The sequence below is a fragment of the Curtobacterium sp. MCBA15_007 genome (genome assembly GCF_001864905.1).
GTDB lineage: Bacteria > Actinomycetota > Actinomycetes > Actinomycetales > Microbacteriaceae > Curtobacterium > Curtobacterium poinsettiae.
In genome coordinates this window covers 300,464-316,476 of record NZ_MJGM01000001.1, presented here as the reverse complement: position 1 = coordinate 316,476, position 16,013 = coordinate 300,464, and the positions used below count along the sequence as shown (strand labels likewise).

Below are 16,013 nucleotides of genomic sequence, written 5' to 3'. Positions count from 1 at the left end.
AGCTCGGCCAAAGCTACGCAGCACCTGGACCGGTTGTACAACGCAACCCTGCCGAGGCGGCAGTTTCCCTCGCAGTTGCGATGAGGACAACCCCTGGTCAGAGGGGGAACACCAGGGCAAGCCTGGGAGAACGGTAACGATCGGGCTGGGTGCCCGGCTATGCGCTCAGGTCACGCAACCCGGCACGCTCCGCGATGTCGACGAGCTGCTCGCGCCACCGGACCCATTCGTCCGGCGTCTTGTCGGCCAGGTTGCCGTCGCCGTCGCCGGCCAGGCCGTCGAGCATCTCGCGCACGATGTCGGCGTGCCCGGCGTGCCGCGCGGTCTCGTAGGCCATGTGCACCAGGATCCGGTGCAGCGTGACGTGCCGGTGCTCCTCAGGCCACCACGACACGGTGCCCGTCGCGGTGAGGTCGAGCGCCTCGATGGTCGCGTCGGCGTGGGCGGCACTCCGGTGGTGGAAGGCCACGACGTCCGCCATCGTCTCGTCGAGCGGGGCGAACATGTCGTCGCCGTCCTCCGACTCGAGCCACGCGGGCGGGTCCGGCAGCGGGCGCCCGAACACCTCGCCGAAGTAGCCGGCCTGCACGCCCGCGACGTGCTTCACCAGCCCGAGGACGTTCGTGCCCGTCGGCGTCACCGGCCAGCGTGCCTGTCGCTCCGCCAGCCCGTCGAGCTTGGCCAGCAGTGCTGCTCGGTGCTTCTGCAGGTACCGGTGCAGCGTCTGCTTCACCGCGGCGTCGGCAGCCGCCTGGTCGGGGGTCGGCGCGGACCCCTCGTCCGACAGCAGCGCGTTGCCGATGGCCGCCAGCGTGCTGGTGCTCGCGGGGTGCACCTCGGGGACCGCTTCGACGTCGCTCATGCCCCCGATCGTGCCACCCGGAGCTCCTGCAGGCGTGTCGATTCCTGCACCGCGACCCGTTCGGCCGTCAGCAGCAGCCCCGCGACCTCGGCACCGGAGCGTGCCGGGGCGTCGTTCCAGCTCGTCAGGTCGCGCACGCGCCCCATCCGGATGTCCGGCGCGGGGCACCACAGCACGGGCTCGCCCTCGTCGCGGGCCAGGGCGTGCCAGACGACGTCGAGCGCGTGCTGGACCCGCGGTGCGTGCACCGCGAGCGGCCCACCGGCTGCGGACACGACCGCACCGACCAGGCACGCGCCGACGAGCGGTCGGCCCTGCACGTCCATCGCGGCGGCGCTGGAGGCCTTCCGCTCGTGGCCGTGCTCGTCGAGGTAGGCGAACCAGGCGTGCTGCACCCAGCCGCGCTCGACGACGGCGCGGGCGTCGGAGAGCAGGTGGACGAGTTCGCCGAGTTCGCGCACCCGGTCGTCGACCCGTCGCGCGCGTGCGGTGGCGCGGCGGTCCGCGAGTCGGTCGACCAGGCCGCGGAGACCGCGTCGGACGGGGGCGGGGGAGGCGTCGGTGGCGACGTCGTGCTGGACGCGGAGCTCGAGGGTCATGGCGGCCCCTCCGATCGACTGTGCACGGATGGTGCGGTCACGATAGCCCCGGGGAGACTCAGTCGTCCAGCACCGCGTCGATGCTCCGTCGGGCGACGCTCCGGAAGGCGCGTTCGTCGGCGGTCGCCAGGGCGGATGCGAGCGCCACCACCCACCCGCGGGCGCGCTGCCAGGTGGCGTCCGAGGCTGCGACGCGGGCACGGAACACGCGTCGCCCAGGCTGGTCGAACGTCAACCAGGCGGTCGCGAGGTCGACGGCGGGATCGCCCGCGGTGACGTCCCCGAAGTCGATCACGGCTGACAGGTGGTCGACGCCTGCGGATGACGAGTCGACGAGCAGGTTGAAGGGGTGCAGGTCGCCGTGCACCCAGACAGGAGGCCCGGCGTGCGTCGGCGCCGCGGCTGCGGCCCGCCAGAGCGCGGCCAGCTCGCCGGCCCGGTGCACGTCGTGGCCATCGAGTCGCGCCAGCACCGCGTCGCTCCGCGACGCGAGCGGCACCGCACGGAACGGGTTCGCCGGGGCACCGGCCAGGGCCGCCACGTGCAGGAGCCCGACGAACGCGGCGAGCGCCTCGGCCACGGGGACCCCGGCCGCGCGTGCGCCGATCGGGGTGCCGGGGAGCCACGGCACGATGCTCCACGACCACGGGTACCCGAGGGCGGGTCGGCCGGTCCGCACCGGAGCCGGCACCGGGACGACCGACCCGACCCGGGCGGCGATGTCCGGCAGCCAGCGCTGTTCGTGCTCGACGAGGCGTGCGGCCAGCTGCCGGCGGGGGACCCGCACGGCCAGGTCGTCACCGAGACGCAGGACGACGTTGTCCCACCCGTTCGCGACGACCTCGAGCGACAGCCCGGCCAGGTCGGGGTGCTGGTCACGCAGCAGGGAGCGGACGAGCGGGACGTCGACGTCGACCTCGGCAGCGGGTGTGGGCACCGCGTCAGGCTAGTGGGCCGCCGGACACATGCCCGCGAACTGGGGCCGGTGGCGCGACCGGCTTCTCGGTAGTCTCAGAGGCGAGGTGACGTGGGTGTTTCCCTGGGGGGACCCGCGTCACTCCGGAGCGATGAGCGCGACGAGTCGCGGGATCTCCGGACGCAGCCGTTCGGTGACGAACGCGTCCAGCAGGACCGTCCAGAGTTCCCGCAGGCCCGCGAACAGGTCGGCCCGCCGCGTCATCACGTCCGAGACGGTCTGCACGCCCGTGTAGGCACGGACGACGACCCGGCCGACGAGCTCCGGGTCCCACCGCGGATCGAGCTCTCCCGCGCCGACGGCCTGCCGCGCGAACCCGGCGACCACCGCGGCCCAGTCGGTGTACGGGTCCCGCCGGTCCACGTCGCTCGCCGCCACGTCGGTCGACAGGCGCACCCCGGCGCTCACGACGACCTCGGTGGTCATCTGCACGGCGAGCCCCTGGCACAGCCACATGATCGACTCGAGCGGAGTGGTGCCCCGCGCCACCGCGGCCTCGCCGTACCGGCGCGAGATCGCGTGCTGCTCGGCGACGACGGCCCCCGCCATGTCGGCCTTCGACGTGAAGTGGAAGTACAGCGCACCCTTGGTCATCCCGATGCGTTCGGCGATGCCGTCCATCGAGGCTCCGACGTACCCGCGTTCGTCGAACTCCGCGGCCGCGCCCTCGATGATCGCGGTGCGGGTCGCGAGCGACCGCTGCTGCCGGGTCGGTCGGTCCTGCGCCATGGGGTCCGATCGTAGTCAGCGCACGCGATCGCCGGGGAGCCCTGGCCGCATTCGGCAGGCGTTCGGCCGCGTGCCCTACGGTCGGTCGCCATGGACGGATGGCGGAACCCTGCGCGCTGGGCACGGACGGGCCGGTGGCTGCTGCTGCCGATCGCGGTGCTCGACTGGGTCGCGCTCGCGCCGCAGACCATCGTGGTGCTCGCGTTCCTGATCGCCGTCGTCGGGCTCGCCGGCATGGCAGCGGCCCTGGTGGTGCACATGCTCGGTCGGTCCCGTGGGGCCATGGCCGCCCTCGGGGTCGTGCTGCTGCTCGGCGGCCTGGTGGTGTTCGGCCTCGACCCGTTCCCGGGCTCGTTCCCGCTCATCGCGTCGTGGTGGCCGGAGTCGATCACGCAGCCGCAGACCGTCGGCAGTGCTTACTGGCAGCTCGCCGGCCTGGGCATCGAGCTCGCCGGGTTCGGCCTGCTCGCCACCCTGCTCGTGGTCTCGCTGACCGGCACGCCACGCCCCCGGCAGGACCGCTTCCGCTCCTGACCGCCCCCGTGGCAACGCTCGGCGCCCGGACGTGCTCCGCGCTCAGAGTCGGGTGAGCACCACCAGCGTGACGTCGACCTCGGCGTCCACGGTGACCGCCGTGCGCACCCGCTCGATCACGCCCGCCCCGTCCGGAGCGGACCGCACCAGCGCGGCGAGGTCGTCCAGGCGGCGGGTCCCGTCCAGCGTCAGGACACCCTGCGTGCAGATCGCCAACCGGTCGCCGGGTGCCAGGTCGAGCGAGCCGGACGACCGGGGGATCGACACCGGCTGCAACCCGAGCGGCAGGTCGACCGGGCGCAGCACCCGAGCGGGCCCGTCCGCGGGGACGAGCACCGCGAGCCCGTGGCCGGCGTCGCCGAAGTCGACGTGCCCCGACGTCGGGTCGAGCCGCAGGTGGAAGAGCGAGCCGACGGCGTCCGCGGCCGACAGGTCGGCGGTGACCTGGGCCTCCAGGCCGACGATCGTGTCCTGCACCTCGGCACCGGTCCGCGCCACCACGGCGCCGCGGACCACCGCGGCGAGCAGGCCGGACGCCGGTCCGGCGGCGCTCACCCGGCCGACGGTGACGTGCAGGGCGTCGTCCGGGGCGAGGCGCCAGTCGGCGACGTCACCCCCGCCACCGTCGTGCTGGGCGACCAGGACGTCGAGGGCGTACCCCGGCACCGCGACCGGGTCCGGCACCAGCCCGTCGAGCACCCGACGGACCCGTCCCAGGTCGATGGCGACGCCGAGTTCCCGCTCGGTCCACCGGGCGAGGTCACGCAGCAGGGCGACGTCCTCGGGGGAGAACGTGCGCGGCACCGCGTCCATCAGGCACAGCGTGCCCACCCGGGTGCCGTCGATCATGGTCAGTGGTGCGCCGGCGTAGAACCGGATGCCGTGCTCCGCCACCGCGGCCGTGTCGGCGAAGCGGGCGTCGAGCGACGCATCCGGGATCACCATCGGTTCGCGGGAGAGGACGGTCGTCGCGCAGAACTGCTCGCTCGCGGGGACGCTCGAGCCCTGGTGCCAGCCGAAGGTCGACTGGGTGGTGACGAGGTCGTGGTGGACGAGGTTGAGGAAGGTCAACGGGACGTCGAACGCCTCGTGGGCCATGCGGGTGATGCGGTCGAAGCGCTCCTCGGGTCCTGATCCCAAGATGGCGAGCGCCTCGATCACCGCGGTGCGGCGGTCCGCATCGGCGAGATGGTTGGTCACCCGGCCTGTCTACCCGCATCGTCCGCCAGGAACCAGTCCCTCGGGTGGGGGTCGGCGGTCAGCGCGCGGCGCTCGGAAACCGGTGCAGCCCAGGCGGCGGCGTTCGACAGCACGCACTGGATGTCCGGGTGGTGGTACACGGGGTACTCCTGGTCGCCCGGCGAGAAGTAGAAGACCCGGCCGAGACCACGGCGGTACGCGACGCCGGAGCGGAAGACCTCGCCGCCCGCGAAGGTCGACAGGAAGACCTCTTCGTCGGGGCGCGGGATGTCGAAGTACTCGCCGTACATCTCCTGCCGGTCGATGACGATCGGGTGCGGGACCCCGGCGGCGATCGGGTGCTCGGGCGCGACGGTCCAGACGAGTTCACGCTCGCCGTCGTTCCGCCACTTCAGCGAGCAGGTCGTACCCATCAGGCGCTTGAACGGCTTGGAGTAGTGGCCGGAGTGCAGCACCACCAGCCCCATGCCGGCGTGCACGGCGTCGACGACCAGGTCGACGACGGCGTCGCGCACCTCGTCGTGGGCGACGTGCCCCCACCAGAACAGCACGTCCGTGGTGGCCAGTCGTTCGGCGGTGATGCCGTGGTCGGGTTCCTGCAGGGTGGCGGTGGAGACGTCGGCCCCGGGCTGCGACTGCCGGAGCGCCTCGGCGATCACGGTGTGCATGCCGTCGGGGTAGTGCCCGGCGACCGTCGCGTCACCGCGGGTCTCGTGCACGTTCTCGTTCCAGACGACGATGTTCAGGGGACGGTTCTCGGTCGACGGCGACATGGGACCAACGCTACCCGTGATCGGATTGCGCAGACACTGGCGTTTTCTGATCGTTTCGCCTAGCTTCAGATCACAAACGCGCAGACGGCGGTACCAGGGGGTACCGATCCCCGTCCGCGCCGAGGACAGGGGCTCGTCCGATGCAGCACCGAACCATCACCACCGTCGCGCTCGCGGCGGTGCTCGCACTCGCCGTACCGACCACCGCGTGGGCATCGCCCACCGGTCACCACCAGCAGCGGACCGCGACCACCTCGACCGTGACCTACACGGCGAGCGACGCGGTCATCCCGAACCCCTCGCGCGGGTTCGACCACACCACCGAGACGCACTACCGCGCCGACGGCACCGGGTACACGCCGCTCGACGCCGCAACGCTCCGGGGCTACCGGGCCGAGGGCGTCACGCAGGTCGTCCGGGTGTTCTACATGGAGGCGTTCGTCCAGCAGCGGCAGCTCAGCCCGGCCTGGCTCGCGCTCGTGCAGCACGACTACGACACCGCACGTGCAGCCGGCGTGGGTGTGATCACCCGGTTCGCGTACGTCCAGGGCGGCTCGTACCCGTACTCGGCGCCCTACGGGGACGCCGACCTGCCGACCGTGCTCGCGCACATCGAGCAGCTCACCCCGACGCTCCGCCGGAACGCCGACGTCATCCCGACCCTGCAGGGGGGCTTCATCGGGCTCTGGGGCGAGGGCTACTACACCGACCACTTCGCCAGCGACCCGGCGAACCCGGGGGTGCTGACCGAGGCCGACAAGGACGCCAGACGCCAGGTCCTGCAGGCCGAGCTCGCCGCCCTGCCGTCCAGCCGATCGGTCCAGGTCCGCACCATGCAGATGAAGCAGGACGCGCTCCGCACCCCGTCCGGCACGGCCGGGGCGCTCACCCCGGAGCAGGCGCACGACGGTTCCCCGGCGTCGCGGATCGGGCACCACAACGACTGCTTCCTCGCCTCGGCGGACGACTTCGGCACGTTCCTGAGCAACCCGCTGTCCCTCGACCAGGACTACCTGGCGGCGGAGTCGCGGTACGTCCCCGTCGGCGGTGAGACCTGCGCCGTGAACACGCCGCGGACCGACTACCCGTCCGCCTCGGCCGAGATGGCGAAGTACCACTACAGCTACCTCAACCTGGACTACAACAAGGACGTCCTGGCGACCTGGGGCACGGACGGCATGACCGACGCCGCGAAGAAGCTCGGCTACCGCTTCACCATGACCTCGAGCACCGCCACCTCGGGCGCGAAGGCGTCGGTGGCGGTGTCGATCCGGAACGACGGCTGGGCGGCGCCGTACAACAGCCGCCCGGTGCACCTCGTCCTGACCGACGGCGACCGCCGGGTGACCGTGCCCGTGGCCGCCGACGCGTCGTCCTGGCAGCCGGGACGGACCGTGACCGTCCGGGCGTCCCTCGCCGACGTGCCGAACGGGCGCTGGAGCGTCGCACTGGCCCTGCCCGCACCGGAGGCCTCGGTGGCGGCGGACCCCGCGTTCGCGATCCAGACGGCGAACACCGGCACGTGGGACGCGAGCACGGGCGTGAACCGCCTCGGTCAGACGGTGGTCGTACAGCACTGAGCAGACCTGCAGCGCGCCCCGGGTCGGACGATCCGGGGCGTTCTGCTGTCTGTCAACCGGGTCCGCCACGATTGACGGCATGACTCCGCGCTCCCTGTTCCGCGCCGCCGCGGTGGCCGAACTCGTGACCTGGACCCTGCTCATCGCCGGGATGGTGCTCAAGTACGGGCTGGACGCCGGCGACTGGGGCGTCCGCATCGGCGGCGGCGTGCACGGCTTCGTGTTCCTGGCGTACCTGGTGGTCACGACGGTCGTCGCCGTGAACCAGCGGTGGTCGTTCGGGGCGCTCGTGCTCGGCTGGGTCAGTGCCGTCGTGCCGTACGCCACCGTGCCGTTCGAGGTCGCGGTCGCCCGCCGCGGCATGCTCGAGGGGTCGTGGCGCCGCTCGCCGGACGCCCACTCGGGCTTCTGGGACCGCCTGCTGTTCTTCGTCGTGCGTCGTCCCGCGGTGGCCGCCGGCATCGGGGTCGTGGCCGTCGCCCTGGTCTTCACCGGGCTGCTGGCCGTCGGCCCGCCCGTGCCGTCGCGCGGCTGAGGCGACGAGCGCCCCCCGGCTGATCAACGAGTGAGCAGAAGACGTCCAGTTCACAAGCGGGACCCGACGTCTTCTGCTCCCTCGACGCGGCTGTGGTCGCGACCACGGGCGGACGGGAGGTGGGCCCCGCCAGCCGGTACCGGCGCACCGCGCCAGCGGGGTGACGGCCGAGCCTGGAGGTGGGCCCCACCAGCCGGTACCGGCGCACCGCGCCAGCGGGGTGACGGCCGAGCCTGGAGGGACGGTGCCAGCTGGCACCGGGCCTCCCGTCCGTGGGCTGGGCGTTGCTAGAGCGCTGCCAGCGCCGCGTTCAGCGTGGCGGACGGGCGCATGACCGCGCTCGTCTTGGCGTCGTCGGGGCGGTAGTAGCCACCGATGTCTGCCGGGTGGCCCTGCACCGAGACGAGCTCCTCGACGATCGTGCGCTCCTGCTCACCGAGCTTCGCCGCGAGGTCCGCGAACGACGCCGCGAGCTCGGTGTCCTGGGTCTGCGCGGCGAGCTCTTCGGCCCAGTACTTCGCCAGGTAGAAGTGGCTGCCGCGGTTGTCGATCGAGCCGAGCTTGCGGCCAGGGGACTTGTCCTGCTCCAGGAAGGTCCCGGTGGCACGGTCGAGGGTCTCGCCCAGGATCTTCGCCCGCTCGTTGCCCGTCACACCGGCCAGGTGCTCGAGGCTGACCGCCAGGGCCAGGAACTCGCCCAGGCTGTCCCAGCGCAGGTAGTTCTGCTGCACGAGCTGCTGCACGTGCTTCGGCGCGGAACCACCGGCACCGGTCTCGAACAGGCCGCCGCCGCCGAGCAGCGGGACGACGGAGAGCATCTTCGCCGAGGTGCCGAGCTCCATGATCGGGAACAGGTCGGTCAGGTAGTCGCGCAGGACGTTGCCGGTGACCGAGATGGTGTCCTCGCCGCGGCGGATCCGCTCGAGCGAGAAGCGCATGGCGTCCTCGGGCGCGAGGATCTCGATCTGCAGGCCGTCGGTGTCGTGCTCGCCGAGGTACTTCCGGACGAGCCCGATCAGGTTGGCGTCGTGCGCGCGGGTCTCGTCGAGCCAGAACACGGCCGGCGTCGAGGAGGCACGGGCACGGGTGACGGCGAGCTTCACCCAGTCGCGGATGGCGACGTCCTTGGTCTGGCAGGCGCGCCAGATGTCACCGGGCTCGACGTCGTGCTCGATGACGACGTCGCCCGAGGCGGTCGTGACGCGGACGACACCGGCGCCGGGGAGCTCGAAGGTCTTGTCGTGCGAGCCGTACTCCTCGGCCTTCTGCGCCATCAGCCCGACGTTGGGCACGGAGCCCATCGTCGACGGGTCGAAGGCGCCGTGGGCGCGGCAGTCGTCGAGCACGGCCTGGTAGATGCCGGCGTAGCTCGAGTCGGGGATGACGGCGAGGGTGTCGTGCTCGTCGCCGTCCGGACCCCACATGTGCCCCGAGGTGCGGATCATCGCGGGCATCGAGGCGTCGACGATGACGTCGCTCGGCACGTGCAGGTTCGTGATGCCCTTGTCCGAGTCGACCATGGCGAGCTCGGGGCCGTCGGCGATGCCCTGCTTGAAGGCGCGCTCGATCTCGGCGCCGTTCGGCAGCGCACCGAGGCCGGCGAGGATCGAGCCGAGGCCGTCGTTCGGGGTGAGGCCGGCGGCGGCGAGGTCGGCGCCGTAGCGCTCGAACACCGACGGGAAGAACGCCTTGATGACGTGCCCGAAGATGATCGGGTCGGAGATCTTCATCATGGTGGCCTTGAGGTGCACGGAGAACAGGACGTCCTCGGCCGCGGCACGCTCGATCTGCTTCCGCAGGAACGACTCGAGGGCGGCGACGTGCAGCACGGTGCCGTCGACGACCTCGCCCTGCAGCACGGGGATCGACTGCTTGAGGACCTGCTCGGTGCCGTCCTCGGCCACGAAGGTGATCGTCAGGACGTCGTCGGCGGGGGCGATCCAGGACTTCTCGTTCGACCGGAAGTCGTCGACGCCCATGGTGGTGACGTTCGTCTTCGAGTCACGCGACCAGGCGCCCATGCGGTGCGGGTGCTTGCGGGCGTAGTTCTTGACCGACAGGGGTGCGCGGCGGTCGGAGTTGCCCTCGCGCAGCACCGGGTTGACGGCACTGCCCTGGACGCGGCCGTAGCGGGCGCGGACGTCGCGCTGCTCGTCGGTCGTGGCCTCGTCCGGGTAGTCGGGCAGGTCGTAGCCCTGCGACTGCAGTTCCTTGATCGCGACCTTGAGCTGGGGGATCGACGCCGAGATGTTCGGCAGCTTGATGATGTTCGCCTCGGGGGTCTTCGCCAGGTCGCCGAGCTCGGCGAGGGCGTCGTCCAGGCGCTGCTCGTCGGTGAGCCGCTCCGGGAACTGGGCGATGATCCGGCCGGCGAGCGAGATGTCGCGGGTCTCGACGTCGACACCCGCGGTGCCGGCGAAGGCCTGGATGACCGGGAGGAAGGAGTGGGTGGCGAGGAACGGCGCCTCGTCCGTGAGGGTGTAGATGATCTTGGCCATGCTGGCGGGTACTCCCTTGTTCGACCGTCGGTACGTCCACGGTACTCGTGGCGCGGGATGTCTCGACATCAAGATACATCGCCCCCCAGAGTGGGGCGTGAGCGCGTCAGTCGCCGAGCGAGACGCGGAACACCCGGACGCCCGCGGCACGGAGCCCGGCGAGGCCGAGCCGCATGCGCAGGGGCCGGAAGGGGCGTCGGAACCCGGACGACGCCGAGGCCGCGTCGATCTGGTGCAGGACCTCGGACGTCAGGGTGCGCTCGAGATTCGGTGCGAGGCGGGTCACCCCGGACACCGTGACGACGATGCGCACGGCGTGCGGCGCGAGCAGCGGCGCGATGAGCTCGGCCGCCGCCTGGGCCCGGTGGAACGCGGGGTCGTCACCGGGGCGACGGATCGCGATGACGGCGAGCGCGGCATCCCAGGTCTCCTCGGGGTCCGGCAGGTCGTCGACCCCGATGACCCGCATCCGTGCGGCGTCGATGCCGGCGCGCACGGCCGCGGCCCGGAGCACGGGCAGGAGTTCCTGGGTACCGGCCAGCACGACGTCGGCCGACGACAGGTCGACCGTTCCGTACCGCTCGCGCGGCGTTCGGGCCATGGTGCGGGTCCTTCCGTCGCTTTCCCTCGACCGTACTGATCGGGGCGGCCCGGGGGACGCGGCAGCACAGGGTGATCAGGCCCCTCCCAGCCGACTCGGTAACGAAAAGATCACGGAAGGGCCTGTACAAAGCGACAGAGTCGTGCAGAATGGTTGGCGGCCATGACGACTGCACCCGAACCCGAACAGCACCCGGCGACCCCGGTGGTGCACCTGTCCCGTCGCGCCGCCCTCGAAGCCGAGCGCGCAGCCGCCCGCGGACCGCAGCGTCGCAGCAAGGCGGCTCCGGTGGCGAAGGTCGCGAAGCCGGCCAAGGTCGCGCAGGTCGCGCAGGCCGCCAAGCCAGCGAAGCCCCTCGTCCTCGCCACCACCGAGCCGACCGGCCGCCGCGCCGCAGCCGCGCGCGCCACCACCGAGCACGTCGACGGCCGCATCCAGCGCGTGGTCCGCCGCCCCGCACCCCGGGCAACCCGCACGGCGACCGCACCCAGGGCCTCCCGGTCGGCCCGCGCCGGACGCATCACGCTCACCAGCGCCGCCGCCGCCATCGCGATGTTCGCCGCGTCGGCGATGCCCGCACACGCCAGCGCCGGCACCTCGATGGCCACCTCGACCATCGCGCCGATCGTGCGCACCCAGGACTACGCCGTGACCCAGGCGGTCGCGGCCGCCGGCTCCGACCGCGACGGGTTCACCGTCGGCGGCGGGTCGACCGTCACGACGAAGACGGCAGGGTCCTCCGGCACCGCCGGTGGCGCCGTGTCGTTCGGCGGCGCGGTCCGCTCGCCGTTCCCCGGCCCCGTGCAGATGAGCTCCGGCTTCGGCTACCGCTCGGCACCGTGCGGCGCGTGCTCGTCGCTGCACCAGGGCCTCGACTTCACCCCGGGCATGGGGACGCCGATCGGTGCCGTCGCCGCGGGCAAGGTCCGGGTCTCCGGCACGTACTTCTCGTACGGCAACGCGGTCATCATCGACCACGTGGTCGACGGCCGTCAGGTGTCCACGCTGTACGGCCACATGATCCCCGGGTCGTCGCCGCTCAAGGTCGGCGACACCGTCGCGGCCGGACAGTTCATCGGACTCGTCGGGTCCTCCGGCGTCTCGACCGGCGCGCACCTGCACCTCGAGGTCCTGATGGACGGGGTCACGCCGATCGACCCGAAGGCGTGGCTCGAGGCCCGCATCGGTCGCTCGCTCACCCTGTAGCGACCACACCCCGTCGCCGCGCGACGATCCACAGCCGTTGTCGAGCACCAGCACGGTGATGTCCCAGTCGTCCTGTGCAGACTCACAGGCATGGACGATCCCCACAGACCGCCCGCCCGTCGTCGATCCGAGGAAGCTGCCCGCTGATGGGCGCCGACACCTGGATCGCCTTCGGGCTCGTCATCCTCTTCGTGGTCGTCGGCGGGGTCTTCGCGGCCGCCGAGATCGCACTCGTCTCCCTGCGTGAATCGCAGCTGCAGCAGCTCGAACGCCGCGGCCCCCGGGGCGTGCGGGTCGCCGAGCTCGGCCGCGACCCGAACCGGTTCCTGTCCGCCGTGCAGATCGGTGTGACCGTCGCCGGGTTCTTCTCCGCCGCGTACGGAGCGTCGTCGATCGCGCCCGACGTCGCGCCGCTCTTCCAGGGACTCGGGCTCGAGCGGGGCACGTCCGAGGCAGTTGCCCTCGTGCTCATGACCCTGGTCATCGCGTACCTGTCGCTCGTGTTCGGCGAACTCGTGCCGAAACGCCTCGCCCTGCAGCGTGCCGAGGGCTTCTCGATGGCCGTCGCCCCGACCCTGGAGCGCTTCGCGGTGCTCATGCGCCCGGTGATCTGGCTGCTCTCGAAGTCCACCGACACCGTCGTGCGGCTGCTCGGTGGCGACCCGGACGCCCGCAGCGAGTCGATGAGCACCGAGGAACTCCGCGTCCTGGTCGACGAGCACACCGGCGTCGACGAGCAGGGCCGCCGCATCGCCCGCAGCGCCCTGGACGCCGGCGACCGCATCCTGCGGGAGTCGATGCGCCCCTGGTACGACGTGTCGACGCTCGACACCGGGCTCTCCGTCGCCGAGGCCACCGACCAGGCCATCGCGGCCGGGCACACGCGGTACCTCGTGACCTCGGGCGGGCGTGACGAGGTGCAGGGCTTCGTGCACCTCCGTGACCTGCTGCGTCCGGTCGACCCCGCGGCCCCCGTCGCCACGCTCGTCCGGCCGGTGCTCGCCCTGCCCGAGACGAAGTCGCTGTCGAGTGCGATCGCGGACATGCGCACCGACGGCCACCAGATCGCCCTGGTCGTCGACGAGTACGGCGGCAGCGCGGGCATGGTCACGCTCGAGGCGCTGCTCGAAGACCTCGTCGGTCGGATCAGGGACGAGTGGGACACCGCCGAGCACGACGAGTCCGTGCTGGCGCACGACGGCGTCGACGGCGCCACGGTGCTCGAGGACCTGGCAGCGGACGGCGGACCGGTGCTGCCGGACGGCGACTACGAGACGGTCGGCGGGCTCGTGCAGGTGCAGCTGGACCGCGTGCCCGAGGTCGGCGACGTCGTCGTGGCCGGCGGCCATCGCCTCGAGGTGACCGCCATGGACGGTCACCGGGTTGCGCGCGTGCGCATCGGGGCCGACGCCGCGCCCTGATCGCGGCCCCACGGCGGACGGGAGGCCCGTGGCGGCAGGCGGTCGTAACACCCCGCGGGGCGCCGGCGAGCGGTCACAGGTCGTCGCCTGCGGCGCCACCAGCCGACAGGTCGCGACCACCCGGCGGGCAGCACGCGACGTTTCGTGACCAGTCGGGCACGGCCGGTCACGCAACGGAAGGCGACCAGACGGCGGACGGGAGGCGCGTGGCGGGGCCGTCCCGCGCCTCCCGTCCGCTCCGGGTGGTCACAACACCCCGCCAGACGCCGACGAGCGGTCACAGGCCGTCGCCTGCGGCGCCACCAGCCGACAGGTCGCGACCACCCGGCGGGCAGCACGCGACGCGTCGTGACCAGTCGGCGACGGCCGGCGACCCCGCCACGGCCCTCCCGCCCGCGTGCCGCACGGCCCGGGCACGTACGCTCGTCGCATGGGTATCGACGTGCGCAACGAGATCCGCGACTTCCTGTCCTCCAGGCGGGCGCGGCTCACCCCCGAGCAGGTCGGCATGCCGTCGTTCGGCGGCGGGGTGCGGCGGGTCCCCGGGCTGCGTCGGCACGAGGTCGCCATGCTCGCCGGCGTCAGCGTCGACTACTACACGCGGCTCGAGCGCGGCTCGCTCAAGGGCGTCTCGGACAGTGTGCTCGAGGGTCTGGCGAGCGCCCTGCAGCTCGACGAGGACGAGCGTGCGCACCTGTGGGACCTGACGCGCCTGGCGAACTCCGGCGCGAAGGTCATGCACCGGAACGTGCCGACCCGCGTCCGCCCGGGCGTCCAGCGCCTGCTCGACGCGATCACCGGCGCCCCGGCCTGGGTGCGGAACGAGCGCGGGGACGTCGTCGCGACGAACGAACTCGGCCGTGCCCTGTACGCACCGCTCTTCGCCGGCCCCGGGCGCCCGGTCAACACCGCGCGCTTCACGTTCCTCGACCCGGCGGCCCGCGACTTCTTCCCGGACTGGGCACAGACCGCGAAGGACGCCGTGGCCGTGCTCCGGACCGCCGCGGTGTCGAACCCCTGCGAGCCGGGGCTCATCACGCTCGTCGGTGAGCTCTCCACCCGGAGCGAGGAGTTCCGCGGCTGGTGGGCCGCACACGACGTCCGGATGCAGCGCACCGGCAAGAAGCGCATCGACCACCCGATCGTGGGGGAACTCCGGCTGTCCTACGAGGCGCTCGACCTGGTCGCCGACCCCGGTCTGACGCTGTTCTCGTACTCGGCCGAACCGGGCAGCGACTCCGAGCGGTCGCTCGCACTGCTCGGCAGCTGGGCCGCGACGGAACGGGCCGAGCAGTACGCGGCCGTCCGCGAGTCGGAGTCAGAGTCCGAGTCCGTCGACTGACCCGGCCCGCCGACGGGCAGGTGCGTCAGCGCCGCGATCGGACCGTCAGGCCTGGGGCGGGACGTCGCCGTCGAACAGCTCCGGTGAGCGCATCCGCTCGATGCGCAGCTGACGCTCCGTCGCCGACAGCCGCAGCACGCGGATCGCGGCGAACACGAGCACGATGAGGGCGACGGCCAGCACGGCGAGCGCCAGCACGAACAGGGCGTACAGGACGACGACGAATCCGAGACCACTGTCTGCGAGCATCTGCCGAAGATAGCAGCGCGGGTTCGTAGGGTGGGGACGTGACCAGGACGACGGACGGCTCAGCAGGGGATGCGGACCGTCGGCAGCACCGCCGGCCCGAACCCGCGTTCGCCCGTGCGGTCGCGAAGGCCCTCGGCGACGCCCGGACCGTGCTCGACGTCGGTGCCGGTGCCGGCGCCGGTGCCGCCGGGTCCTACGCGCCGACCGACCGCGACGTGACCGCGGTGCAGGCCGCCGAGGACCTTCCCTTCGCCGACGAGACCTTCGACGCCGCGGTGTCGACCTTCTCGCTGCATGGGTGGGCCGACCTCGAGCGCGGGCTCGCCGAGGTGCGTCGGGTGACCCGAGGGCCGATCGTGATCGTGACGTTCGACCCCGACCGCATCGAGCGCTCCTGGCTCGCCGAGTACGCCCCCGAGGTGCTGGCGGCCGAGGCCCGTCGCCACCCGGCACTGCCCCGGATCACCGACGCGCTCGGCGACGACACCGTGACGAGCACCCCGTTGCCGATCCCGTTCACGTGCGTCGACGGGTTCTCCGAGGCGTACTACGCCCGCCCGGAACGCCTGCTCGACCCAGCCGTGCGCCGCGCGGACCCGGCATGGGACCTGGTCGACGAGTTCACCGTCCGGCGGTCGGTCGCTGCGCTCCGGACCGCGCTGGAATCGGGGGAGTGGGACCGACGGCACGGGTCGCTCCGGATCCGCCCGACGTACGAGGGCTCCGTCGTCCTGGTCACGGCGACGCCGAACTGACCGCGGGCGGGCTTGACACCCGGTCGTAGGCTGGTCGGGTGAGCTTCCAGGAGGTGGTCGGCGCCCGTATCGCCGGCATCAGGGCGTGAGGCCCCCGGTCGTGCCCTCGGGCGCGGCCGTCCTCGTCGAACCCTGACCTCCTCCGCCCGGTGC

The 16,013-nt window shown here is 72.5% G+C and carries 16 protein-coding genes; 7 read left to right on the top strand and 9 right to left on the bottom strand.

The features are described 5' to 3' along the window. Positions 1–157 precede the first annotated feature (157 nt). The 4 genes from BIU95_RS01505 to BIU95_RS01490 form a co-directional block, all read right to left on the bottom strand. The gene (locus tag BIU95_RS01505) at positions 158–862 is read right to left on the bottom strand and encodes a DinB family protein (protein ID WP_083389172.1); all 705 of its coding nucleotides are present in this window, start codon (positions 860–862) and stop codon (positions 158–160) included. Beyond that, positions 859–1,461, bottom strand: a complete 603-nt coding sequence (locus tag BIU95_RS01500) for a hypothetical protein (protein WP_017887896.1) — start codon at positions 1,459–1,461, stop codon at positions 859–861. Before BIU95_RS01500 ends, BIU95_RS01505 begins: the two co-directional genes overlap by 4 nt. Before the next feature lie 58 nt (positions 1,462–1,519). Then, positions 1,520–2,398 carry an aminoglycoside phosphotransferase family protein gene (locus BIU95_RS01495; protein WP_071250028.1) on the bottom strand — a complete coding sequence of 293 codons (879 nt, stop codon included), beginning with the start codon at positions 2,396–2,398 and terminating at the stop codon, positions 1,520–1,522. Positions 2,399–2,515: 117 nt separating this feature from the next. Beyond that, positions 2,516–3,166 carry a ScbR family autoregulator-binding transcription factor gene (locus BIU95_RS01490; RefSeq protein ID WP_071250027.1) on the bottom strand — a complete coding sequence of 217 codons (651 nt, stop codon included), beginning with the start codon at positions 3,164–3,166 and terminating at the stop codon, positions 2,516–2,518. A gap of 90 nt (positions 3,167–3,256) precedes the next feature. Between BIU95_RS01490 and BIU95_RS01485 the strand changes: the two genes are divergently transcribed. Continuing rightward, positions 3,257–3,700, top strand: a complete 444-nt coding sequence (locus BIU95_RS01485; protein WP_017887893.1) for a hypothetical protein — start codon at positions 3,257–3,259, stop codon at positions 3,698–3,700. A 42-nt stretch (positions 3,701–3,742) separates the two neighbouring features. Here the strand turns inward: BIU95_RS01485 and BIU95_RS01480 are convergent, their stop codons facing one another. Further along, on the bottom strand, positions 3,743–4,900 hold the full coding sequence (locus BIU95_RS01480; protein WP_017887892.1) for a PP2C family protein-serine/threonine phosphatase: 1,158 nt from the start codon (positions 4,898–4,900) through the stop codon (positions 3,743–3,745). After that, complete coding sequence (locus BIU95_RS01475; protein ID WP_254783238.1) at positions 4,897–5,673, bottom strand: ThuA domain-containing protein; 777 nt, start codon at positions 5,671–5,673, stop codon at positions 4,897–4,899. Before BIU95_RS01475 ends, BIU95_RS01480 begins: the two co-directional genes overlap by 4 nt. A 140-nt stretch (positions 5,674–5,813) precedes the next feature. On the opposite strand from BIU95_RS01475, the gene BIU95_RS01470 reads away from it, so the two are divergent. Beyond that, a complete protein-coding gene (locus BIU95_RS01470; protein ID WP_017887890.1) occupies positions 5,814–7,253 on the top strand; it encodes a DUF4832 domain-containing protein in 1,440 nt (479 codons plus the stop codon). A 79-nt stretch (positions 7,254–7,332) separates the two neighbouring features. After that, entirely contained in the window at positions 7,333–7,788 is a 456-nt protein-coding gene (locus BIU95_RS01465) for a DUF3817 domain-containing protein (RefSeq protein WP_017887889.1), read from the top strand. Positions 7,789–8,075: 287 nt separating this feature from the next. Here the strand turns inward: BIU95_RS01465 and BIU95_RS01460 are convergent, their stop codons facing one another. Further along, entirely contained in the window at positions 8,076–10,286 is a 2,211-nt protein-coding gene (locus BIU95_RS01460) for an NADP-dependent isocitrate dehydrogenase (RefSeq protein ID WP_071250026.1), read from the bottom strand. 106 nt (positions 10,287–10,392) lie between these two features. Next, positions 10,393–10,887: a hypothetical protein gene (locus BIU95_RS01455; RefSeq protein ID WP_071250024.1), complete on the bottom strand. Its 495-nt coding sequence runs from the start codon at positions 10,885–10,887 to the stop codon at positions 10,393–10,395. A 162-nt stretch (positions 10,888–11,049) separates the two neighbouring features. Between BIU95_RS01455 and BIU95_RS18065 the strand changes: the two genes are divergently transcribed. The 3 genes from BIU95_RS18065 (at position 11,050) to BIU95_RS01440 (ending at position 14,856) form a co-directional block, all read left to right on the top strand. Continuing rightward, the gene (locus BIU95_RS18065; RefSeq protein ID WP_071250022.1) at positions 11,050–12,093 is read left to right on the top strand and encodes a M23 family metallopeptidase; all 1,044 of its coding nucleotides are present in this window, start codon (positions 11,050–11,052) and stop codon (positions 12,091–12,093) included. A 146-nt stretch (positions 12,094–12,239) separates the two neighbouring features. Continuing rightward, entirely contained in the window at positions 12,240–13,514 is a 1,275-nt protein-coding gene (locus tag BIU95_RS01445; RefSeq protein WP_071250020.1) for a hemolysin family protein, read from the top strand. A 436-nt stretch (positions 13,515–13,950) separates the two neighbouring features. After that, a complete protein-coding gene (locus BIU95_RS01440) occupies positions 13,951–14,856 on the top strand; it encodes a helix-turn-helix transcriptional regulator (RefSeq protein WP_056072367.1) in 906 nt (301 codons plus the stop codon). Between the two features lie 45 nt (positions 14,857–14,901). Here BIU95_RS01440 and BIU95_RS01435 read toward each other — a convergent pair whose 3' ends face one another. Next, positions 14,902–15,105, bottom strand: a complete 204-nt coding sequence (locus BIU95_RS01435) for a hypothetical protein (protein WP_017887883.1) — start codon at positions 15,103–15,105, stop codon at positions 14,902–14,904. 38 nt (positions 15,106–15,143) lie between these two features. Between BIU95_RS01435 and BIU95_RS01430 the strand changes: the two genes are divergently transcribed. Beyond that, positions 15,144–15,860, top strand: coding sequence for a methyltransferase domain-containing protein (locus tag BIU95_RS01430; RefSeq protein WP_071250018.1), 717 nt, complete (start codon positions 15,144–15,146; stop codon positions 15,858–15,860). The last annotated feature ends 153 nt before the right edge of the window (positions 15,861–16,013 follow it).